22 protein-coding genes are annotated in these 19335 nt (G+C 70.0%); 10 read left to right on the top strand and 12 right to left on the bottom strand.

Annotation, left to right across the window (positions count from 1 at the left end):
• Positions 1-73: 73 nt before the first annotated feature.
• The 3 genes from gap to OHT76_RS01330 all read right to left on the bottom strand — a co-directional run bounded on the left by gap (position 74) and on the right by OHT76_RS01330 (position 3810).
• Positions 74-1072 (bottom strand): type I glyceraldehyde-3-phosphate dehydrogenase, encoded by a 999-nt coding sequence (gap, locus tag OHT76_RS01320; protein WP_328868823.1) that lies wholly within the window; start codon positions 1070-1072, stop codon positions 74-76.
• Between the two features lie 107 nt (positions 1073-1179).
• Positions 1180-2136 carry a GlxA family transcriptional regulator gene (locus OHT76_RS01325; RefSeq protein WP_328868824.1) on the bottom strand — a complete coding sequence of 319 codons (957 nt, stop codon included), beginning with the start codon at positions 2134-2136 and terminating at the stop codon, positions 1180-1182.
• A 69-nt stretch (positions 2137-2205) separates the two neighbouring features.
• A complete protein-coding gene (locus OHT76_RS01330) occupies positions 2206-3810 on the bottom strand; it encodes an FAD-binding oxidoreductase (RefSeq protein ID WP_328868825.1) in 1605 nt (534 codons plus the stop codon).
• Between the two features lie 67 nt (positions 3811-3877).
• Here OHT76_RS01330 and OHT76_RS01335 point away from each other — a divergent pair, with 67 nt between their 5' ends.
• From OHT76_RS01335 to infA, 3 genes are all read left to right on the top strand, one after another.
• Entirely contained in the window at positions 3878-4510 is a 633-nt protein-coding gene (locus OHT76_RS01335) for a TetR/AcrR family transcriptional regulator (protein WP_328868826.1), read from the top strand.
• A gap of 229 nt (positions 4511-4739) precedes the next feature.
• The gene (locus tag OHT76_RS01340) at positions 4740-5531 is read left to right on the top strand and encodes a GNAT family N-acetyltransferase (protein WP_328868827.1); all 792 of its coding nucleotides are present in this window, start codon (positions 4740-4742) and stop codon (positions 5529-5531) included.
• Entirely contained in the window at positions 5528-5752 is a 225-nt protein-coding gene (gene infA / locus OHT76_RS01345; protein ID WP_010981942.1) for a translation initiation factor IF-1, read from the top strand. The genes OHT76_RS01340 and infA overlap by 4 nt, the downstream gene beginning before the upstream one ends.
• A 113-nt stretch (positions 5753-5865) precedes the next feature.
• Here infA and OHT76_RS01350 read toward each other — a convergent pair whose 3' ends face one another.
• Positions 5866-6621: a hypothetical protein gene (locus OHT76_RS01350; protein ID WP_328868828.1), complete on the bottom strand. Its 756-nt coding sequence runs from the start codon at positions 6619-6621 to the stop codon at positions 5866-5868.
• Positions 6622-6829: 208 nt separating this feature from the next.
• Between OHT76_RS01350 and OHT76_RS01355 the strand changes: the two genes are divergently transcribed.
• Positions 6830-7498: a DUF4097 family beta strand repeat-containing protein gene (locus OHT76_RS01355; protein WP_328868829.1), complete on the top strand. Its 669-nt coding sequence runs from the start codon at positions 6830-6832 to the stop codon at positions 7496-7498.
• Between the two features lie 43 nt (positions 7499-7541).
• The gene (locus OHT76_RS01360; protein WP_328868830.1) at positions 7542-8030 is read left to right on the top strand and encodes a GtrA family protein; all 489 of its coding nucleotides are present in this window, start codon (positions 7542-7544) and stop codon (positions 8028-8030) included.
• Positions 8031-8121: 91 nt separating this feature from the next.
• Here OHT76_RS01360 and OHT76_RS01365 read toward each other — a convergent pair whose 3' ends face one another.
• Positions 8122-9000 carry a sigma-70 family RNA polymerase sigma factor gene (locus OHT76_RS01365; protein WP_328868831.1) on the bottom strand — a complete coding sequence of 293 codons (879 nt, stop codon included), beginning with the start codon at positions 8998-9000 and terminating at the stop codon, positions 8122-8124.
• Between the two features lie 83 nt (positions 9001-9083).
• Here OHT76_RS01365 and OHT76_RS01370 point away from each other — a divergent pair, with 83 nt between their 5' ends.
• From OHT76_RS01370 to OHT76_RS01380, 3 genes are all read left to right on the top strand, one after another.
• A complete protein-coding gene (locus tag OHT76_RS01370) occupies positions 9084-9533 on the top strand; it encodes a carboxymuconolactone decarboxylase family protein (RefSeq protein ID WP_328868832.1) in 450 nt (149 codons plus the stop codon).
• A gap of 90 nt (positions 9534-9623) precedes the next feature.
• On the top strand, positions 9624-10019 hold the full coding sequence (locus OHT76_RS01375) for a GNAT family N-acetyltransferase (RefSeq protein WP_328868833.1): 396 nt from the start codon (positions 9624-9626) through the stop codon (positions 10017-10019).
• A gap of 55 nt (positions 10020-10074) precedes the next feature.
• On the top strand, positions 10075-10983 hold the full coding sequence (locus OHT76_RS01380) for an aminoglycoside phosphotransferase family protein (protein WP_328868834.1): 909 nt from the start codon (positions 10075-10077) through the stop codon (positions 10981-10983).
• Positions 10984-11012: 29 nt separating this feature from the next.
• Here the strand turns inward: OHT76_RS01380 and OHT76_RS01385 are convergent, their stop codons facing one another.
• Positions 11013-11750: a hypothetical protein gene (locus tag OHT76_RS01385; RefSeq protein ID WP_328868835.1), complete on the bottom strand. Its 738-nt coding sequence runs from the start codon at positions 11748-11750 to the stop codon at positions 11013-11015.
• A gap of 159 nt (positions 11751-11909) precedes the next feature.
• Positions 11910-12785, bottom strand: a complete 876-nt coding sequence (locus OHT76_RS01390) for an SDR family oxidoreductase (RefSeq protein ID WP_328868836.1) — start codon at positions 12783-12785, stop codon at positions 11910-11912.
• A gap of 174 nt (positions 12786-12959) precedes the next feature.
• Here OHT76_RS01390 and OHT76_RS01395 point away from each other — a divergent pair, with 174 nt between their 5' ends.
• Complete coding sequence (locus OHT76_RS01395) at positions 12960-13622, top strand: HEAT repeat domain-containing protein (RefSeq protein ID WP_328868837.1); 663 nt, start codon at positions 12960-12962, stop codon at positions 13620-13622.
• Positions 13623-13628: 6 nt separating this feature from the next.
• Positions 13629-14633, top strand: coding sequence for a HEAT repeat domain-containing protein (locus OHT76_RS01400; protein WP_328868838.1), 1005 nt, complete (start codon positions 13629-13631; stop codon positions 14631-14633).
• Positions 14634-14740: 107 nt separating this feature from the next.
• On the opposite strand, the gene OHT76_RS01405 is transcribed toward OHT76_RS01400, so the two are convergent.
• The 5 genes from OHT76_RS01405 to OHT76_RS01425 form a co-directional block, all read right to left on the bottom strand.
• On the bottom strand, positions 14741-15079 hold the full coding sequence (locus OHT76_RS01405; protein WP_328868839.1) for a hypothetical protein: 339 nt from the start codon (positions 15077-15079) through the stop codon (positions 14741-14743).
• A 158-nt stretch (positions 15080-15237) separates the two neighbouring features.
• A complete protein-coding gene (locus OHT76_RS01410; protein WP_328868840.1) occupies positions 15238-15519 on the bottom strand; it encodes a hypothetical protein in 282 nt (93 codons plus the stop codon).
• 238 nt (positions 15520-15757) lie between these two features.
• Complete coding sequence (locus OHT76_RS01415; protein WP_328868841.1) at positions 15758-16771, bottom strand: BMP family ABC transporter substrate-binding protein; 1014 nt, start codon at positions 16769-16771, stop codon at positions 15758-15760.
• Between the two features lie 113 nt (positions 16772-16884).
• Entirely contained in the window at positions 16885-17553 is a 669-nt protein-coding gene (locus OHT76_RS01420; RefSeq protein WP_328868842.1) for a response regulator transcription factor, read from the bottom strand.
• Positions 17544-19322, bottom strand: coding sequence for a histidine kinase (locus OHT76_RS01425; protein ID WP_328868843.1), 1779 nt, complete (start codon positions 19320-19322; stop codon positions 17544-17546). The genes OHT76_RS01420 and OHT76_RS01425 overlap by 10 nt, the downstream gene beginning before the upstream one ends.
• Positions 19323-19335: the final 13 nt, after the last annotated feature.

The following is a 19335-nucleotide window of genomic DNA, read 5'->3' on the forward strand; positions in this document are numbered from 1 at the left end:
TGATCGGCCTGACTGCTCAACCAGAGCACCCCAAAGGAAGTGCTGGCCTGCGGGGTACCACTCCGGCGTCCGGTCAGTGGGTGGCGAGGAACTCGAGCGTGTCGATCACGCGGTTCGAGAAGCCCCACTCGTTGTCGTACCAGGCGACCACCTTGACGTGGCGGCCGTCGACGCGGGTGAGTGCCGAGTCGAAGATCGACGAGGCGGGATTGCCCACGATGTCGGACGACACCAGCGGATCGTCCGAGTACTCGAGGATGCCGGCGAGCGGCCCCTGCGCCGCGGCGCGGTACGCCGCCAGCACGTCGTCGCGCGTCACGTCGCGGGCGACGGTCGTGTTGAGTTCGACGATCGAGCCCACCGGCACGGGTACGCGGATCGAGTCGCCCGACAGCTTGCCCTCGAGGTTCGGCAGCACCAGGCCGATCGCCTTGGCGGCGCCGGTCGTGGTCGGCACGATGTTGACGCCGGCGGCCCGGGCGCGACGGGCGTCGCGGTGCGGACCGTCCTGCAGGTTCTGCTCCTGCGTGTAGGCGTGCACCGTCGTCATGAACCCGTGCTCGATACCGGCGAGTTCGTCGAGGACCGCGGCCAGCGGCGCGAGCGCGTTGGTGGTGCAGGAGGCGTTCGAGACGATCGTGTGCACGGCCGGGTCGTAGGCGTCGGTGTTGACCCCAAAGGCGAGCGTGACGTCGGCGCCGTCCGACGGCGCGCTGACGAGTACCTTCTTCGCGCCCGCGTCGAGGTGGGCGCGGGCGGCCTTGGCCGAGGTGAAGCGGCCGGTGGCTTCCAGCACGATATCGACGCCGAGTTCGGCCCACGGCAGCTGCGCCGGTTCGCGCTCGGCCAGTACCGTGATCCGACGGCCGTCGACGACGAGGGCGTCCCCGTCGACGGTCACCGGGCGCCCGAGCCGGCCGGCCGTGCTGTCGTAGGCGAGGAGCCGGGCGAGAGTGGCGGGCTCCGTCAGGTCGTTGACGGCGACGATCTCGAGGGCGCTGTCGCGCTCCAGCAGGGCGCGCAGCACATTGCGTCCGATGCGGCCGAATCCGTTGATGGCGATGCGAGTCATGAGTGATGTCCCTTCCCTTCCCCACCAGCCTCGCCCGCGGCCGGCGCCGCTGACAGTGGCGGGATCGCCACGGTTCAAAAGGATCCCGCCACGCGGTGCCGGGTGGGTTACTCGCCCCGGGTGAAGGTGCGCCGGTACTCGCTGGGTGTGGTGCCGAGGATGCGCTGGAAGTGCAGGCGCAGGTTCGCGCCGGTGCCGAGCCCGATGTCGGCGGCGATCTGTTCGACGCTGCGCTGCGAGCGCTCGAGCAGTTCGCGGGCCAGGTCGATGCGGGCGCGCATCACCCACTGCATCGGCGTGTAGCCGGTCTCCTCGACGAAGCGCCGGGAGAACGTGCGCGGCGACACCCCCGCCTGCCGCGCCAGTATGTCTAGCGTGAGGGGCTCGCCGAGCCGGTGCAGTGCCCACTCGCGGGTGGCGGCGAACCGCTCGCCGAGCGGCTCGGGGACGCTGCGCGGCACGTACTGGGCCTGGCCGCCGCTGCGGTAGGGGGCGGCGACCAGACGCCGGGCCGCGTGGTTGGACGCGGCCACGCCGAGGTCGCCGCGCAGGATGTGCAGGCACAGGTCGATGCCGGAGGCGGCGCCGGCCGAGGTGAGCACGCTGCCCTCGTCGACGAACAGCACGTTCTCGTCGACCTGGACCAGCGGATGCCTGGCCACCAGTGCCCGCGTGTAGTGCCAGTGCGTCGTGGCGCGCCTGCCGTCGAGCAGGCCCGTGGCGGCGAGCGCGAAGGCGCCCGTCGAGATCGCGGCGAGCCGCTCGCCCCGGTCGTGGGCGGCGATCAGTGCCTCGACGACGGCCTGCGGCGGGTCGTCGCGGTCCGGGAACCGGTAGCCGGGGACGAAGACGATGTCGGCCCACGCAAGCGCGTCGAGGCCGTGGGCGACGTAGTACGCCAGGCCATCGCCGCCGGTCACCAGACCGGGTGCCGCCCCGCACACCCGCACCTCGTACGGCATGCTCGCGCGGGTCGTGAACACCTGCGCAGGAATTCCGACATCGAGCGGCTTCGCACCCTCGAGCACAAGGACGGCGACGCGATGCAGGGGGGAGGCTGGCACAGGAAGAGGTTACGGGGGGCGTGACTTCAATACGCCCCCTGCACGGACCGATCAGGGCCTGTCGCCTTCTCAGTCCATCAGGACGCCCGGGTTGAGGATGCCGTGGGGGTCCAGGGCGTTCTTGGCTGCGCGCAGGGCCAAGGCGAAGGGTTGCGGGCGTTGGAGGTCGTAGGCGGGGCGGTGGTCGCGGCCGACGGCGTGGTGGTGGGTGATGGTGGCGCGGTGGCGGTGCAGGACGTCGTTCGCGGCGGCCTTGATGTCGTCCCAGATCTCGACCTCGTCGCCGGGTCGGCCGGCGACGGCCACGGTGAAGTAGGGGGCGGCGCCGTCGGGGTAGACGTGGGTCAGGCGGCAGTTGATGGTGGCCGGATGTCCTGTGGCCTTCAGCGCCGCGCCGCCCACCTGGGTGCGGACGGCGTCGATCAGGGCGGGGATCGCCTCCCAGGTGGCGGCGGTCTCGAAGGTCTCGATGACGGCGCCCATACGGGCCAGGCCGTCACGCAGGTAGGGCATGCGCAGGAACGCCGAGCGCCAGGCGCTCACGGCCGCGTCGGCCGGGGCGTCGCGGTCCACGGTCCGCGCATCGCCGCGGCCGCCGTGGGCTCGGGCCAGGTCCAGGGCGGTGGCAAGGCGGTCCTCCACCCGGGTGGTGCCGGATTCGAAGCCCAGGACCAGGACGGTGGAGCCGTCGTGCGAGGCGCCGGACAGCAGTGCCTCGCCGGGGTCGAGCAGGCGGCAGTTGGCGGGGGCGAGGTCGGACTGGGCGATGGCACGCACCGCCCCCAGCGCCTGGTGGAAGTCGGTGAAGGCGACGGCCGTGGACGCCTTGTACCGCGGGCGCTCCTGCAGGCGCATCCATGCCTCGGTGATGATGCCGAGCGTGCCCTCGGACCCCAGGAACAGGCGGTCGGGTGAGGGTCCGGCGCCGGATGCGGGCAGGCGCCAGGATGTGCTCGTTCCGGCGGGCGTGATCACGTGCAGGGACTGCACGAAGTCGTCGATGTGGGTGCGGCCGGTGGCGTAGTGGCCGCCGGCCCTGGTGGCCAGCCAGCCGCCGAGGGTGGAAAACTCGAAGCTCTGCGGGAAGTGGCGCAGCGTCAGGCCATGGGGCCGCAACTGCTCTTCCAGTACGGGGCCGAGCGCGCCGGCCTGGATGCGTGCCGAGCGGCCGACGGTGTCGATCTCCAGGACGCGGTCCATCGAGGTCAAGTCGAGTGACAGCACAGCGCGGTGGGCGTCACCGCGGTACTCCACACCGCCGACCACCGAGGAGCCGCCACCGAAGGGGATGACGGCCACGCCGTGATCGCCGGCCCAGTCCAGCAGGTCGGCCACCTCCTGGTCATTGGCCGGCCGGGCCACCAGGTCGGGGATCCGGCCGGGCCGGCCGCGCAGGGCTCGGATGACGTCTCGGTAGGCCTTGCCCATGGCGTGGGCGGCGCGCGCCTCGGGATCGGCGGTGACCGAGTGCGCCAGTGCGGGCGGGGGCGTCACGGCGGGGCGCGCGATGGTCAGGTCGGCGATTCGGGGTATCGGCAGCGGGCGGGCCAGGGTGCCCGGCAACAGGGCTCCCAACGCGGCGCATTCCGTGTCGTCGGGGTGCGCGTCGGCATAGCCCCAGCCCCACCAGGAGCGGGTACGGGTGGGGCGCGGGTCGGACGGGGTGGCAGGCATGCGTGTGCTCCCAGCGAGGTCCAGGAATTGACCCAACGGTAAATTACCGTAAGGTAATATCAGTTCTATGGCAACGCTTCCCTCCAGAGCCGGCACCAAGGGCGTGCCCAGGGCCGCGCGCGAACAACAGGTCCTGGCCGCGGCCACCGAAGAGTTCGGCCGTCACGGCTACGAGGCCACCACCGTCGCCGCGATCTCCGCCCGCGTGGGCGTCACCAAGCCACTGCTGCACCACTACTTCGGCAGCAAGGAAGACCTCTACCTCGCCTGCCTCGACCCGGTCGGCGAGCGATTGCTGGAGGCCATCCGCGCCGCGATGGCCGAACCGTCCCCCGGTTCACCACCCACCCCCCTGCGCGTGCTGCACGCTCTGTTCACCGTCCTGGACGGGCAGCGCGAGGCGTGGTTCGTCCTCTACGACGCCACACTGCCGCCCGACAGCGACGCCGCCCGACGCGCGGCCCACTACCGCGGCGCCATCGACGACCTCGCCACGACCGGCACCGCCGACCTCCTGCACGCCGCCGGATCCACCGATCCGCTCGACGCCGACGCCCTCAAGTACGCCTGGCGAGGCCTGTGCACCGCCCTCGTCCGCTGGTGGGTCACCCACCCCGACCAGACGCCCGACGCCATGACACAACGCTGCGCACGACTCTTCGCCGCCGGCCCCGCCCTTCTCACTGTCGGCACGATCTGAGGGTTCGGCGGTTGTGCCGCGGCCGGCGAGTTCGACTGGACCGAAAAGGATTGGAGCGAGGCGGCGCCCCGCTGCTACTTTCGTGGCGGACCGTGAAGTCGTCGTATGGAGGTGAGCCCCGTGAACACAGTTACCCGTGGGTGCTCCCTCAACCCGTCACGGTCCGGCGGCTGACGTTCGGTGTCGCCAGGAGCGCCTGAGATCGAGGCACTCCTGGAGGGAGACTCCGATGAACACGAAGCCTTTCACATCTGGCCTGAGCGAGAACGCGGTGATGGTCACGCGCGTCGCGGACAGGCAATGGCATGCGCTGGATGACGACCTGGTGGTCGGCCGCGGGCATGCGATGCACCGGCCCGACGGACGCTTGTTCGTCAGCATCGACGCCTGGCACGACGCCGCCTTCGACCGGCTCGCCGAGGCGATGCTGGCCCAACTGCCGGCGCCGCTGTACACGGTGGTCGACGAAGCCGACGTCGAGCTGACGGCCGGCTGGCGACGGGCCGGTTTCACGATCCGGCGCCGCGAGTGGGAGTACGTCGTGCCGACCGACCCGCGGGTCACAGGGCTCGGAGGAGTCCTGCCGCCGTCGGGCGTGACGATCGTGCCCGCCGGTCAGGCGGACGAGAGTCTGCTGCGGGCGGTGGACCGCGCGATCCGGGACGAAGTCGAGGCGACCGTCGGGTGGCAGTCGATGCCCGCGGAGGTGATTCCCCGCCCCGACGGCGACACCATCGTCGACCCGTCGAAGTACGCCGTGGCCGCGACGCCGGACCGCTACCTGGGTCTGATCCGGGTGGTGACGGCGATCCGGCCACGCATCGGGCTGGTCGCGGTCCGGGCCGACGAGCAGCGCCGCGGCATCGCGCGGGCGCTGCTGGCCCACGCGCTGGGGACGCTGCACCGCTCCGGGTTCGCCGCGGCCTGGACCGAAGTCCACGAGTCCAACCAAGCGGCTTCGGCACTGTTCGAGGGCCTCGGCGCCCAGCCGATGAACAGCAACCTGGAGCTGGTGCGATGACGAAGAACAAGAACGTCATCGAAGTCGAGGGCAAGGTCGTCGAGTGCCTGCGCAGCGCCATGTTCACCGTGGAACTCGAGAACGGCCACCAGGTGCTCGCGCACATCAGCGGGAAGATCCGCAAGAACTACATCAAGATCATGCTGGAAGACCGGGTGCTGGTGGAGCTCCCGCCGTACGACCTGACGCGCGGCCGGATCGTGTTCCGGTACCGGAACTAGCGGCGGTCGGCACCTTCCGCGGTAGCTGATCCCGGGGCCCCGGTCACGGCGTCTCCGTGACCGGGGCCCCGATGATGGCTCGCGCGGCCGCGACGGCTACCCGGTTGCGAGCTCTACGGGGTGTACACCTGTCGGTGGAACTGGGGAAACCGTACGGCGTCCGGGTCGAGCAGGTTGATGAGCTCCACCAGCTCGCGCTGCAGCGATCGTAGGCGCCCTTCGGCGGGGGCCATGTCCGTGGCGATCACGTCCACATCCGCGAGCAGTTCGGAGAACCACGCGGCGAAGCGGCTGTCGGCGTCGAGGAGTTCGCAGAACTCGACGTAGTCGAGGCAGCGTCGGCGGCCCGGCTCGCCACCCGGGTGGATCATGACGCTGCCGATGGCGCGCTGCTGGATACGGAACAGCCGAAACTCGTCGTGGCGGGCGGTTGCCCTGTTGAACGTCTCGGCGATCTCGGACAGTTGCGTCATGACCTGGCGGTTTGATCGGCTGCTGCCGAGGTCGAGGAACTGCACATCGCGCCGGAGGATTTCCACCCATCCCAGATACTCGGCGATGACGAACACGGTGCTGCGCCGGGCGAGTTCTGCTTCCTTGTCCGTTCCCTGTACGAGGAACATGGTCAAGTACCTGCCGCTGAGGATGTTGAACAGGCGGCTCTGCAGGTCGAATGCCGCCCAGGCGAGCGACGCGCCGTACCGGTCCATGTAGTTGAGGCGTTCGACCGAGGCAATCCGGCGCTGTTGCCAGTACCCCAGGAGCGCGGCCGTTGACGCACTGGCCAATGCCACTGCCGCCGATATCCAGGTAAGCGTGTCCACGACAGAAACATAGCCGCTCCGGCGTGACGCGAGCACCTCGCGCATAGCCTTCACGCCCCATCCATTGCAACAGACCGAACGTGGAGCATTGCATTAGCTTCAAGACCGTTGCAACGATTCTCCGCAATCTACCTGCACTTATGGCGCTCGAGCGCAACAACTTGGTTGCTCGAATCTTGAACGCAACGTAGCTTTCCGTCATCGGAAACGACGGGCCGACGGAGCGCCCGCCACCTGAAACAAGGAGCTCACGATGCAGAAGTTCGACACCCCCGCCGGCATCTCCGCCGTCCTGAACATCCCCGCCGGACGCATCCAGTTCATCGCCACCGACCGGACCGACACCACCGTCGAGATCCGCCCCGCGGACGCCTCCAAGGGCCGCGACGTGAAGGCCGCCGAGCAGGTGAAGGTCGCCTACGCCGACGGCGTCCTGCGTATCGAGTCCCCGGAGGCGAAGAACCGGCTCCTCGGCCACTCGGGATCCGTCGAGGTGACCGTCCAGCTGCCGGCCGGCTCCCGCGTCGAGGCGAAGACCGGCGCCGCCGAACTGCGGGGCGTGGGACGCCTCGGCGACGTCGCCTTCGAGGGCGGCTACCGCTCGGTCAAGCTCGACGAGGCGGCGAGCGCCCGCCTCAGCGCCCACGACGGCACCATCACGGTCGGCCGCATCACCGGCCCCGCCGAGATCAGCACCCAGCGCGGCAACATCGAGATCGCCGAGGCCACCAAGGGCACGGTGACCCTGCGCACTCAGCAGGGCGACATCACGGTCGGCGCCGCCCGTGGCGTCTCCGCCTCGCTGGACGCCGGCACCGGCTACGGCCGGGTCCACAACGCCCTCATGAACACCGGCGGCTCCGCAGCCCTGAGCATCCACGCCACCACCACCCACGGCGACATCAGCGCCCGCAGCCTCTGATCACCGCCCGCAACGCCCAACCCCTCTCCCGAAGGACGCCACCATGAAGTCGCCGCAATCACACAACCCCCAGGCGGCGACCGTGGCCGGCCCCGGCGCCCTCGCCTCCTTCATCCGCTTCGTCATCCTCGGCGGCGGCACCGGAGTCCTCGCCAGCTTCGCCGTACCACTGCTGGCCATCAGCATCCCCTGGGCCGCCGCCAACGCGATCATCACCGTCGCCACGACTCTTCTGTGCACCGAACTCCACGCCCGCTACACCTTCACCCAACACCGCAGCGCCACATGGCGAGAACACTGGCAGTCCGCGGGCTCGGCCACCGCTGCCTACCTCACCACCAGCCTCGCCATATGGGCCTTGCACCAGATACAGCCCTCCCCCAGCCTGCTCACCGAACAGACCGTCTACCTCACCGCCTCCGCCCTCGCCGGCACCGCCCGCTTCCTGATCCTGCGCCTCTACGTCTTCACCAGCCGCCGCGCCCAGGGCACACGACCGCTGACGCAACAACAGTCGGTCCTCGCCGCATAGGGCGCACCCCACGTACCCGTCCGCCATCCGTCGCTGACAGGCCGCTTCAGCACAGCACACTCGTTCCGGCCTCGGCTTCCCGGCCGGACCGTCACACCGGATCCGGCAGGTTCATCAGCGCGAGCTTGGCCGGGTCGGTCAGGACCGTGATGGCGGTGATCCGGGCGTCGACGACGGTGAAGGCGACGACCGAGAGCGGGGTGCCGTCCTCGCGCCAGGAAATGATCCCTGGGAGGCCACCCACGAGCACCGCCCGCCCCTGCGCGGCAGCGCCGGCCGACAGTTGCGCGCCGGACGCGACCTTGGTGGCGCCCAGGGTGACGACTACGCCGGACGCGGTGTCGACGGTCAGTTTCACCTCGGGGTCGAGTACCCGCAGCAACTCCCCGAAGTCGCCGCCGCGAGCCGCCGCCAGGAAGGCCTGGACCACCGCTCGCTGCTCCCGTCCGATGACGGCCGGCCGCTGGGTCACCTGCACCTTTCTGCGGGCGCGACTGGCGAGCATCTTGGTGGCGGCGGTGGACTTGCCGAGGATCTGGCCGATCTCGTCGAACGGCACAGCGAACAGGTCGTGCAGCACGAACGCCAGCCGCTCGCTGGGCCCGAGCGACTCCAGAACGACGAGCAGCGCGAGCCCGACCGAGTCGGCGAGCACCGCGTCGTCCTCGGGAACTGGACTGTCGTCGAGCGTGATCACGAGCTCGGCCAGGCGGTCGTCGTAGGACGCCTCGGGGCGGGCCTGGCGCGATCGCAGGACATCGAGGCTGATCCGGCCGACCACCGTGGTCAGCCAGCCGGCGAGGTTGTGGATGGTCGCCGTGTCCTGGCGGGACAGGCGCAACCAGGCCTCCTGGACCACGTCCTCGGCATCGGTGTGCGATCCGAGCATGCGGTACGCGACCGCGCGTAGCCGGTCACGCTGGGCCTCGAACGCCTCGGCCATCGGATCCGCCTGCGTGGTGTCGGACATGTGGTTACCTTCCTCGGTTCTGCTCCGTCATGGGTGATGACGGGCCCGAAGGGGCGTAGGTAACCGATGAAGGAGCAACACCGATGGAAGCACGTATGAACGGCCCGGCGAACCCCGACGTGATCACAGCGATCCAGCACCTCTACAAGGCGATTCACGCCGGGGGCGTCGACCAGCGCCTGCTGTCGCTGGTCCATCTGCGGACCAGCCAGATCAACGGCTGCAGCCCATGCGTTTTCGCCTCGACAGAGTCGGCACAGAAGGCCGGTGAGACCAACGAGCGGCTGCACAACGTGGTCGCGTGGCGCGAGACGCCCTTCTACACCGATCAGGAGCGGGCGGCGCTCGCTCTGACCGAGGCCGCCACCCGGCTCCAGGACGGCGCACCTGGCGTGACCGACGACATCTGGGACGCCGCGGCCGACCACTTCAGCGAGGGGCAACTGGGCGCGATCATCCTGGAGATCGCGATGACCAACTTCTTCAACCGGATCAACCGCGCGGTCCGGGAGCAGGCCGGCAGGACCTGGTGACTGGTGAGCCAGGCGGGGCGTCATTCCCCAACGAGCCCTCCTCGCGCTGGAATACGGTCACTGACTTGGCGCGGACGTGAGGATCGAGACGTGACGATCAGGTACGAGTGGCGGGGCGACTTCGACAACGCCGCCCTCAACGCACTGCACGCTGACGGCTTCGGCCACCCCGTCGCTCAGACCGACTGGCGGGCACGACTTGAGCGCCACAGTCTCGGCTGGGTCTGCGCGTGGGAAGACGGTTCTCTGGTCGGCTTCGTGAACGTTGCCTGGGACGGTGGCGTCCATGCCTTCGTCCTGGACACGGTCGTTGCGCAGCATCGTCGTACGAGAGGTATTGGCGCCGCGCTGGTCGCAACCGCGGCCCACGGAGCCCGCGCCGCGAAGTGCCAATGGCTCCACGTCGACTTCGAGGAACATCTGCGTACGTTCTATTTCGATGCCTGCGGCTTTAAGGAGACGACAGCCGGCCTGCTTGCTCTGTAGCGTTGCGCGCCAACCTGCTCCGTCGCATGCAGTGGGGTCACCATCGGAGTCGTTCTTGGCAATCAGGACAACCACAAGTTCCCGCCCCGCGATCAATGCCGCCCTGGCCAGACGGCTGGTCGACACGCAGTTCCCGCAGTGGGCCGACCTCCCTCTCACCCTGCTGGACCCGGCCGGTTCGGACCATGTCATCTACCGGCTCGGCGAGGAGCTCTCCGTACGGCTGCCCCGCCATGCCGGAGCCAACAGGCAGGCCGTCAAGGAGTCCGAGTGGCTTCCCCGGCTCGCCCCGCACCTGCCCCTGGCCATCCCCAGACCCGTGGCAGTCGGTGAGCCCGACCTCGACTACCCCTGGCCGTGGGCGGTGTCGCGCTGGCTGGACGGCGACGTGGCAACCGTCGAGGCACTGGCCGACTCGTCCCAGGCGGCTGTCCAACTGGCCGAGTTCCTCATCGCACTCCACGCATTCGTACCCGATGACTTCGCCGCCCACCATGCTCGCGAGGACCTCACGGGACAGCCGCTGGCCGATCGCGACCGCTCAACTCGGGCTGCCATCGCGGAAGTCGACGGTACGTTCGACGCCGCGGCCATGACCGAGTTGTGGGACGCGGCGCTGGGTGCCCCCGGATGGGGCGGCCCTCCGGTCTGGTTCCACGGCGACTTCCACACCGGCAACCTGCTGACCATCGAGGGACACATCAGCGCTGTCATCGACTTCGGCGGACTCGGTATCGGGGACCCAGCCTGCGACCTGATCATGGCCTTCACCCTCATGTCCGCCAGAAGCCGGGCCGTCTTCCGCGCCACACTCGGCATCGACGACGCCACCTGGACCCGAGGCCGCGGCTGGGCCCTCGCCACCGGCCTCAACGCCTACACCACGTACGCCGCCGCCAACCCCCGCATCGCCGCACAGACCACCCGCCAGATCACCGCAGCCCTCGCTGGCCGACAGCCATGAACAGGACTGTAGGGATTCTCTCCGTCCCGCTATTGCGGTCGCATGAGTTCCAGGTCCTCGCCCCATGCGTCCAGCACGTCACCATGTCCGGCCTCTCGGGCCGCCGACTCGACAAGGAGGAAGAGGTGCCGCTGTAGGGACACGTCGCCTGTTCCCGTGATGCGGTCCACGGCGCCGAGCAATGCCTCGGTGTCCCAGCGGGGCAGTGGGTGTCGGGCGAGCTCCCAGTGCAGGTACTTGTTGTAGGGGCGGGGGCGCCGGTCGAGGGCGAAGAGCAGCTCGAGCAGGAAGCGAATGCTGTCGGCGGCGTCGAGGCGAGCGGCGAGGGCCTGGCCGTCGCGGTGGTTCTTGATGGAGCGGTAGAGCGAGTTGGCGTAGGCGTCGAGCCAGCCGCTGGCGTCCTGGAAGGCCTCAGCTGCGCCCAGGCGAGCCTTGTCGGCGAGGATCTGGGCGATGCCTCCGTCGAGGCGGTCGAGCAGGATGTGGGCGCGGGCGAGGGCGTAGCGTTCAAAACCGGGCATCCCGGCTGCACGGAACTCCGTGAGAGAGACGATGACGAGGTCGAGTGCGGGGGTGCGGTGGCCCGCGAACCGGGTGAGATCGGTCATGGCGTCATCGGCGATGACCACGTAGAGGTCGTGGTCGGAGTGGGGGGTGACCATGTCGTCGTGAGCCCGGGAACCTTTGAGGACGAGGCCGACGACGGCCGGATCAGCAGCAGCGAGTTCGACGAACGCGTCGTAGGTGAGCGGTTGTTGAGCAGTCATGGTGTGGATCTCCGGTGGGGTGATGACGGGTATGCCTGCTGGGGCGGCCCCGTTGGGGAGACGCCCCGCACCGTCTGCGGCTGCATGTGGCTGCCGCCCGGAGGATCAACGCACATCTGCACTCTATCGGGCCACTGATCACGCGCCCCCGCATGCGCATCAAGCGTGCTGTTCGCCGGCCAGCATCGGGGCCGCCCAGCGGGCGAACTCCTCGAAGGCGCGCGGTTCACGGCCCGTCACTTCCCGCACCGAGCTGGTGGTGGACTTGTTCACACCGCCGCGCAGCGCCTTGAAGACAGCCACTACCTGCTCCGCGATCCACTGCGGCAGACCGGCCTGGGCCATCCCGGTGACCGCCACCTCGTCCGGGACGTCAACGTACTCGATCGGGCGGCCCAGGGTGCTCGACAGACGCCGCGCGACCTCGGTGTAGGTGATCGCCTCCGGGCCGGTGAGGACGTGGGTGCTGCCGTCGTGCTCGGCCGTGACCAGCATCGCGGCAGCGGCGGTGGCGACGTCACGCGGATCGATCATCGCGATGCGTGCGTCACCGGCGGGGAGGAAGAAGCGGCCGGACTGCCGGATGGTCGCGGCAGAACCGACGATGTTCGACATCATGTGGCTTGAGCGCAGCACCACCGCCGGGATACCCGAGCCGCGCAGGTGCTGCTCGATGCGGCCGTGCTGGTCCAAGAAGACCGTCGGGGAACCGGCCTCTGCCCCGATCGTGGACAGCATGACCACTTGCCGGACACCCGTGGCCGCTGCCGCGTCGATCGCGTTCGTCCCGTACTCGACCTGCCTGGGGTCGTTCGCGCAGAGGAGGAACATCCGGTCGACGCCGTCGAGAGCCCGCCGGACAGACGCCGGCTCGGCGAAGTCTCCGTGTGCCAGCTCGGTCTCGCCGCCGAGGACGGCGGCCGCACGATCCGGGTCACGGACGAAGGCACGGACCGGAATGCCACGCTCACGAAGCTCCGTGACGACCTTCGAACCGACATTCCCTGCCGCGCCCGTCACCAGCACCGTCGCCATCTTCGCTCACTCTCTGGGATCGGCCTGAGCCAGCCCAAAGTATCCGAACAATGACACCGAGTCGCGGAACGGCGCCGGGACCGTATCGCGGGGCGTCTTCGCCCCGTTCGAACCATTGGCGCTTGACCTTGACACAGTGACAAGCCCTTCACTGTGGCCAAGGAGGTGCTCTCCATGTCCACAGAGAACACGAACACGCCGGCAGCGCTCCAGGGGCTGCAGAACAGCAACTCGTCAGTGCGGCTCAAGGCTGCGCTCGCGGTCGGTACGGCTCCAGATCCTCGGTGCGTCGACGGGCTCATTCAGCGTTGTGCGATTGAGCCTGAGTTTTATGTGCGGGACATGCTCACGTGGGCGCTCACCCGGCACTCAGCGAAGATCACGGTGCCGAAGCTCGTCAAGGAACTCCGTTCAGAGCGTGCGCAGGCTCGAAGTCAGGCATTGCACACCTTGTCCAAGGTCGGTGACCGGCAGGCGTGGCCGGCGATCACGCGCGGGCATCTGACCGACGCCGACGACGAGGTGGCACAGAGCGCTTGGCGAGCCGCCGTCGTACTCGTGCCCGAGGCTGAGAAGCCCGAGTTGGCCGACGTACTGGCGACCCAGCTCGGTCGTGGCGGACGGGAAACGCAATTGAGCCTGAGCCGGGCGCTGATCGCACTCGGGGAGGCGGTCGAGCCCGCGCTGCGTACCGCGAAGACGCATAGTGTCTCTCGCGTACGGCAGCACGCGATCGCCACGGAGCGGCTGTTGCTCCACCCGGATGCCGTATTTGAGTTCGCGCTCGAGGAGGCGAAGCGCATCGTGGCCCTGGGTCCCAGCAGGCAGGAGGAGTGAGCAGCGGTGTTGATCGGCGATGTGGCACGACGGTCCGGGGTCAGCGCTCGCATGCTCCGGCACTATGAATCGCTCGGCCTGGTGCGGCCAACGGGACGCACGTCGACCGGCTATCGCGAGTACTCCAGTGCGGACATCCAGAGGATCTTCCATATTGAGAGCCTGCGGTCGCTGGGGCTGTCGCTGCGCGAGGTCGGACGCGCCCTGGATGATCCCGGCTTCAGGCCCTCGGAGCTGGTCGCCGACCTCATCCGCCAGACGGGAGAACGCATCGCACGCGAGACGGAGTTGCTCCGGCAACTGCGTCGGATCGATGCCGCGGAGCCCGCCGGCTGGGAGGACGTCCTCCAGACCGTCTCCCTCCTGCAGGCCTTGGCGTCGGAGAGCGCCGGGAAGCGCCAGCGCGCGGCCTTGTCCTCTGTCGAAGAGGTTCCGGTGCCGGTGGAGGCTCTGGTCGACGCCGTGTTGAACGAGACGGAACCGAACGTCGCCGGAGCTCTTCGATGGGCTCTGGCCCAGACCGGCGATGGAGCACTGGCACTGCTGGCTCAGGGCCTGGGCTCAGCGGAGGCAGCGGTTCGCAAGCGTGCCGTCCAGGCCATCGCCGAGATTCCGAGCGCTGCAGCGACCGCCCTGCTCCAGGACGCCCTCACAAGCTCCGACCTGGTGGTCCGCCGGTGCGCGGCTCTGGTGCTGGGAGCACGTGGAGTGGCCGACTCGATCCCCACCCTCATCGACATGATCGCCGATCAGGTGAACGACGTTGACGCCGCTGACGCGCTGGGCACGCTGGCAAGTGAGCCTGCGCTGGCGGAGACGATCGCTGCCAAACTCATCGACCGCCTTTCCGGCGGCGGCGCCATGCACTCCGTACGTCAACGTCTCGCCCAGGCCCTCGCGGACATCCCCGGCACCACGGCGTCACGCGCCCTGGCAGAACTGTCGGACGATGAAGACCGTACCGTCGCGCTCACGGCGACCTACATTCTCAAGCTGCGCGACTCACGCTGACGAGGGGTTCCTGCAGGAGAGGAACCAGGGGAGCCGGAGGAAACGCGACGGTGGCGCCACACAGTGCGTGTGGCGCCACCGGACGGCGGAAGACGGTTCGCTGTACGTCAGCGCGCGCAGATCACGTAGATCGTGCCGCTGCCCGCGCGGCCGCTCGACGTCCGTACGTCTGCCTTCCAACCGATGGGCGTGTAGGCGGAGTTCCGCAGCGGCTCCGTACGCGTCACGCGCATGGTGGATGTCTCGTCTGCGCCGACGCCGCCCCCCGTGGCCTCCCAGCCGCTGGGACAGGTGATCCTGGCTTCTCCGGCCGTGAAGTACTTCGACCTGACGGTGGAGGCGGGGCCCGCGGCGTCGGCTTGGGTCGAGGTGACCACGACCAGCGCGAGGAGGGCGGATACGGCGGCCGCGAGGGCGTAAGCGGACCGTCGGACAGTTGCGTTCATGTGGGGTTCCCCTTCGACGTGTCGTCCGTCCGGTGGTCGAGCCCACCGGGCGGATGCCGGTCCCTTCACTCTTCCGATGCGGCCGCCCTCGCCGCATCGGTGCCAGCACGGCAGTCGGTGTCCGTGCCGGCACGGATACCGGGCGGTTCACTCCGCCACTACCGTTGGGGCATGTCCTCGGACCCGTCACCGCACGGCGTCGGCGGGTCCGCCGCAGGCAGCGATTTCTTGAGCGTGCGGATGCACTGGATGAACGCCTTGGTCCGGGCGTCCCGTTCGAGGTCGGTGTAGACGGGTGCCACGGCCCGTTCCAGCGCCGCGAGTTGGGCCGGGCTCGCGTGTACGACTCGGCCGCCGACGGCGGCCGCTTGGCGCAGCGTGGAGCGCTGGCCGTCCGTCAGGTCCTGCCATACGGCCGTGTTGACGGCGATGACGTTCACCTTGGGGAAGTACGTGACATTGCCCGTGGCGATCGTCGAGCCGTACAGGTTTCCGCTCGACTCGCCGTAGCGCCTGCTGGTCCCAGTCGTCGCCGGGCGGGTCCTGCGCCTCCCAGACGGTCTCGACGCGCAGCCGGTTCCTCCGGCGCCGCATCCCGCCGCCAGTGCCAGTCCGAGAACTGCCGCGGCCAGTCGTGTCGTTGCCCGCCTCGGTACGGTCCTTTCGCCCTGCGTGTGGTCAGCGGACCGGCACGGTGATCCGGCCTGCCACGATCTGTGCCTTGAGCGCTTCGAGACGCGGCACGATGTCGTCGATGCGGCCACCCGAAGTCGTATAGCCCACACCGTCGTTGGCGAGGTCGTACGAGATCTCTCCGCGTCGGAAGGTGCCGCGGTGGGCGTCGACGACGGTCTGGCGGACCGCCAGGTCCAGTCGCTTGACCATCGAGGTGAGGATGACCTCCCTCACCTCCGGCGCCGCGGTGCGGTATTGGTCGGTGTCGACCCCGACCGCGAGCCGGCCGGCTGTGCGGGCCGCGTCGAACACGCCCGCCCCGGACAGGCCGGCGGCCGGGTACACGATGTCGACACCGGTGGTGTACATCTCCTCGGCGATGCGGCGGGCCGCCTCGGGGTCGTCGAAGCCTGCCGGACCGTCGTCGATCCACGCGTTGTCCACCGTCACGTCCGGCCGCGCGGCGAGCGCTCCTGCGGTGTAGCCCGCGCGGAAGCCCTCCAGTTCCCGGCTCCGCATGCCGCCCACGAAGCCGATGCGCCCGGTCCGGGACTTCAGTGCGGCGGCCGCTCCGACGAGGAACGACCCCTCGGGTGCGGCGAAGACGAGGTTGGCGATATTGGGACCGTTGATGTCGCCGGCGTCGGCGATGGCGAACCGGACCTCCCGGAACTCGGCCGCGATGGTGGCGAGCGGACCCGCGTACTCCCCGCTCACCGCCACGACCAAGTCGCAGCCGTGCTCGGCGAGTTGCCGCAGTCGCTCCGCCTTGTGCGCGTCGGTGTCCTCGTCGCCCGGTGAGAGCTCGACGACCTGGCGTGGGCCCAGCCCCAGTTCCGTCCGCGCCTCGCTGACGCCGGCTGCGGCCAGGTCGTTCAGCCAGTTGTCGCCGCGCCCCGGCCAGCCGTAGGCCACGCCGACCTCGCAGTCACCCGCGCCCCGGCCGCCGCTGTCGCAGGCCGTGCCGCCCGCAAGCAGCACGACGAGCGACAGCGCGGCCCCCGTCCATCGGCGCACCGCTCGCACCTCCCCCGTTTTCGCGACCGGTACGACGGTGTTCCGCCGACGGATACGACGCTACGGACGGGCCGCCCGGCCGGCATCCGTGCTACCCCCGAACCTCGTGACGGTCACGGCTGCCGCAGGGTGTCCGGATGGGCGCGCAGGTAGGTGAGGACGACGAGCACCCGCCGGTGCGCGTCCGCGTGGTCGGCAAGGCCCAACTTCTGCAGTACCCGGGTCACATGGGCCTCGACCGTACGCTCGGTGATGAACAACCGGGTCGCGATGGCTTTGTTGGTCAGCCCTTCGGCGACCAGTCCGAGCACCTCGTGCTCGCGCGGCGACAACTCCTGGAGCGGATCGGGCCGGCGTCGGCGCCTCATCAGCCGGCTGACGATCGTGGGGTCGATCACCGTCTCGTCGTCCCGGATCCGGCGCAGCGCGTCGGTGAGGACGGCGACGTCGAACACCCGCTCCTTCAACAGGTATCCGACGCCTTCGGGGCGCTCCTCGATCAGCCGTAGCGCATAGCTGGGCTCGATGTACTGGGAGAGCACCAGCACACCTGTCCCTGGCTGCTCGGCCCGGATCTGCTGGGCCGCGACGAGCCCTTCGTCGGTGTGGGTGGGCGGCATGCGGATGTCGACGACCACGGCGTCCGGGCGTGCGGCACGGGTCTGGGCCAACAGTCCGTCCCCGTCCTCGGCCTGTCCCACGACGTCGTGTCCGGCGTCCTGGAGCAGCCGGGCGATTCCCTCTCGGGTGAGCATCGTGTCGTCGGCCACGACTAGTCGCATGGAAACCCCGCCCGTGTGCCGTACTCGGTGTTCTCGAGCCATCCGCCCAGCGCGCCGACCCGGTCGGCGACCCGATCGTACGGGTCGAGCCTCACGCCTTCGAGGTGTACGACCACAATCGCCGGCCCGCGTTCGACGCGGATCTCGACGCAGGGTGCCCCCTGGTGCTCCGCGGCGTCCACGGCCGCGCCGACGACGGCGTACGCCGCCCGCTCGACGGCGTGCGGCAGTCGCTCGGGCGGCACGGCGCCGATCTGCACGGGTACGGTCGCCCGGTCGGCGAGAGTCCACAGCGCGGGCTCAAGGCCCGCCTCGTACAGGACGACGGGGAAGATGCCGTGGGCGGTGTCGCGCAGCTCGGCCAGCACCGCGAGTGCCTCCTCGACGGCGTGTGCCAGCGCGGGGGCCCGTGGGTCACCGGCCGCCACCGCGGCGTTGTGCGCGAGCCGCAGTTCGTAGGTGACGGCCAGCAGCCACTGCTGGGCGCCGTCGTGCAGATCGCGCTCGAGGCGGCGCCGTGCCTCGTCGCCGGTCTCGACGATGCGGGCACGCGCGGACCGGAGTTCGGCCAGCCGGGCCAGCAGGGAGGCGCGCAGCCGCTCATTGTCGATGGCGAGCCGGGCCGCGGAGCCGATCTGCTGCTCCAGATGCCTGTCGTGCGCGTCGGCACGGTCGTGCACGACGACCGCGATCGGCTCGCCACCCCGGTGAATCGCGGTCAGCACGCGCTCGCGGCCGGGCGCCGGCTGAGCCGGGGCGCCGGTGGCGTCGACGTAACTGTCGGATGCAGGCAACCGGTACAGGACCTCCAGACGGGCGTCGCCCAGGGCGTCGGCGAGGGCCGCTTGCAGCGAGCCGGGCGGCGGGGCGGCCCCGAGTTCGTCGGCCAGCCGGGCGACCGCGATCCGGCGGCGACGCTGGCGCACGGCCAGCCGGCCAAGGGCGAGGACGACAAGCGCCAGGGCGGCCGCCCGGATGACGAACAGCCCGGCGAACGGCTGCCGGATCGGGTCCTCCGCCCGATGTGCGAGAAGCGTCGCTGCGTACGCCGCCTCGGCGAGCCCCGCGACGGCGACGGCTGTCTGGAGGTACGGCCCCTCGGTGGGCCGTACCGCTCGGTGGGCCGCCGCGTCCGCCGCCACCGCCAGAGCGAGCAGCACGCCTGCCGCGGCGACGAACACGGCGGACGCCGCCTGCACCGCCTGCGTCAGGTGGGGATCGGCATGCAGCACCGTCGGGCCGATGGCGCACACGCGCCAGCAGTGGACATCCAGGTACGGATCGTGGAACAGCACCAGGCTCACAAAGATCACGCCTGCGGTGCCATACGCGCTGATGGTCAACGCCCGTGCGTGGCGGACGGGTCGCGCGGCCACTGCCAGGTGCACGAGCGCCGCCACGGCGAAGGGCGACATGGCCAGGGCGATCACACGCAGCAACGCCGGGCCCTCTCCGGGCGCGTGCAGCAGCGAACGTACCGGCGTGTGTCCCTGCCAGCCCGCCCACAGGGGCGCGAGCCAGACCACGCCCAGCAGGAGCAGCGGCACTCTGACCCGCGCGAGCGGGGGCTGCCGTACCACCTGTCCGGCCAGGAGCAGACACAGCCCCGGCACCAGTGAGAGCGCCGCGAAGGGGGCGGACACCTGCGCGTACGAGGTCACCGAATCCGTGCCGCCGACCATGACCGTGGCGGCGCCGGCCGCGTAGGCCGACGTCGCCACGAACAGAACCGCCCGTCCGATCCCCGGGCGCAGCAGACGTACGGGCACGCTGTCCCCCTCG

The organism is Streptomyces sp. NBC_00287, assembly GCF_036173105.1.
GTDB lineage: Bacteria > Actinomycetota > Actinomycetes > Streptomycetales > Streptomycetaceae > Streptomyces.

Coding starts and splice junctions, on each gene's coding strand:
- gap (WP_328868823.1), bottom strand. CDS start 1,072: ATGACTCGCATCGCCATCAACGGATTCGGCCGCATCGGACGCAATGTG.
- OHT76_RS01330 (WP_328868825.1), bottom strand. CDS start 3,810: ATGCCTGCCACCCCGTCCGACCCGCGCCCCACCCGTACCCGCTCCTGG.
- OHT76_RS01335 (WP_328868826.1), top strand. CDS start 3,878: ATGGCAACGCTTCCCTCCAGAGCCGGCACCAAGGGCGTGCCCAGGGCC.
- OHT76_RS01340 (WP_328868827.1), top strand. CDS start 4,740: ATGAACACGAAGCCTTTCACATCTGGCCTGAGCGAGAACGCGGTGATG.
- infA (WP_010981942.1), top strand. CDS start 5,528: ATGACGAAGAACAAGAACGTCATCGAAGTCGAGGGCAAGGTCGTCGAG.
- OHT76_RS01350 (WP_328868828.1), bottom strand. CDS start 6,621: ATGCGCGAGGTGCTCGCGTCACGCCGGAGCGGCTATGTTTCTGTCGTG.
- OHT76_RS01355 (WP_328868829.1), top strand. CDS start 6,830: ATGCAGAAGTTCGACACCCCCGCCGGCATCTCCGCCGTCCTGAACATC.
- OHT76_RS01360 (WP_328868830.1), top strand. CDS start 7,542: ATGAAGTCGCCGCAATCACACAACCCCCAGGCGGCGACCGTGGCCGGC.
- OHT76_RS01365 (WP_328868831.1), bottom strand. CDS start 9,000: ATGTCCGACACCACGCAGGCGGATCCGATGGCCGAGGCGTTCGAGGCC.
- OHT76_RS01370 (WP_328868832.1), top strand. CDS start 9,084: ATGGAAGCACGTATGAACGGCCCGGCGAACCCCGACGTGATCACAGCG.
- OHT76_RS01385 (WP_328868835.1), bottom strand. CDS start 11,750: ATGACTGCTCAACAACCGCTCACCTACGACGCGTTCGTCGAACTCGCT.
- OHT76_RS01390 (WP_328868836.1), bottom strand. CDS start 12,785: ATGGCGACGGTGCTGGTGACGGGCGCGGCAGGGAATGTCGGTTCGAAG.
- OHT76_RS01395 (WP_328868837.1), top strand. CDS start 12,960: ATGTCCACAGAGAACACGAACACGCCGGCAGCGCTCCAGGGGCTGCAG.
- OHT76_RS01405 (WP_328868839.1), bottom strand. CDS start 15,079: ATGAACGCAACTGTCCGACGGTCCGCTTACGCCCTCGCGGCCGCCGTA.
- OHT76_RS01420 (WP_328868842.1), bottom strand. CDS start 17,553: ATGCGACTAGTCGTGGCCGACGACACGATGCTCACCCGAGAGGGAATC.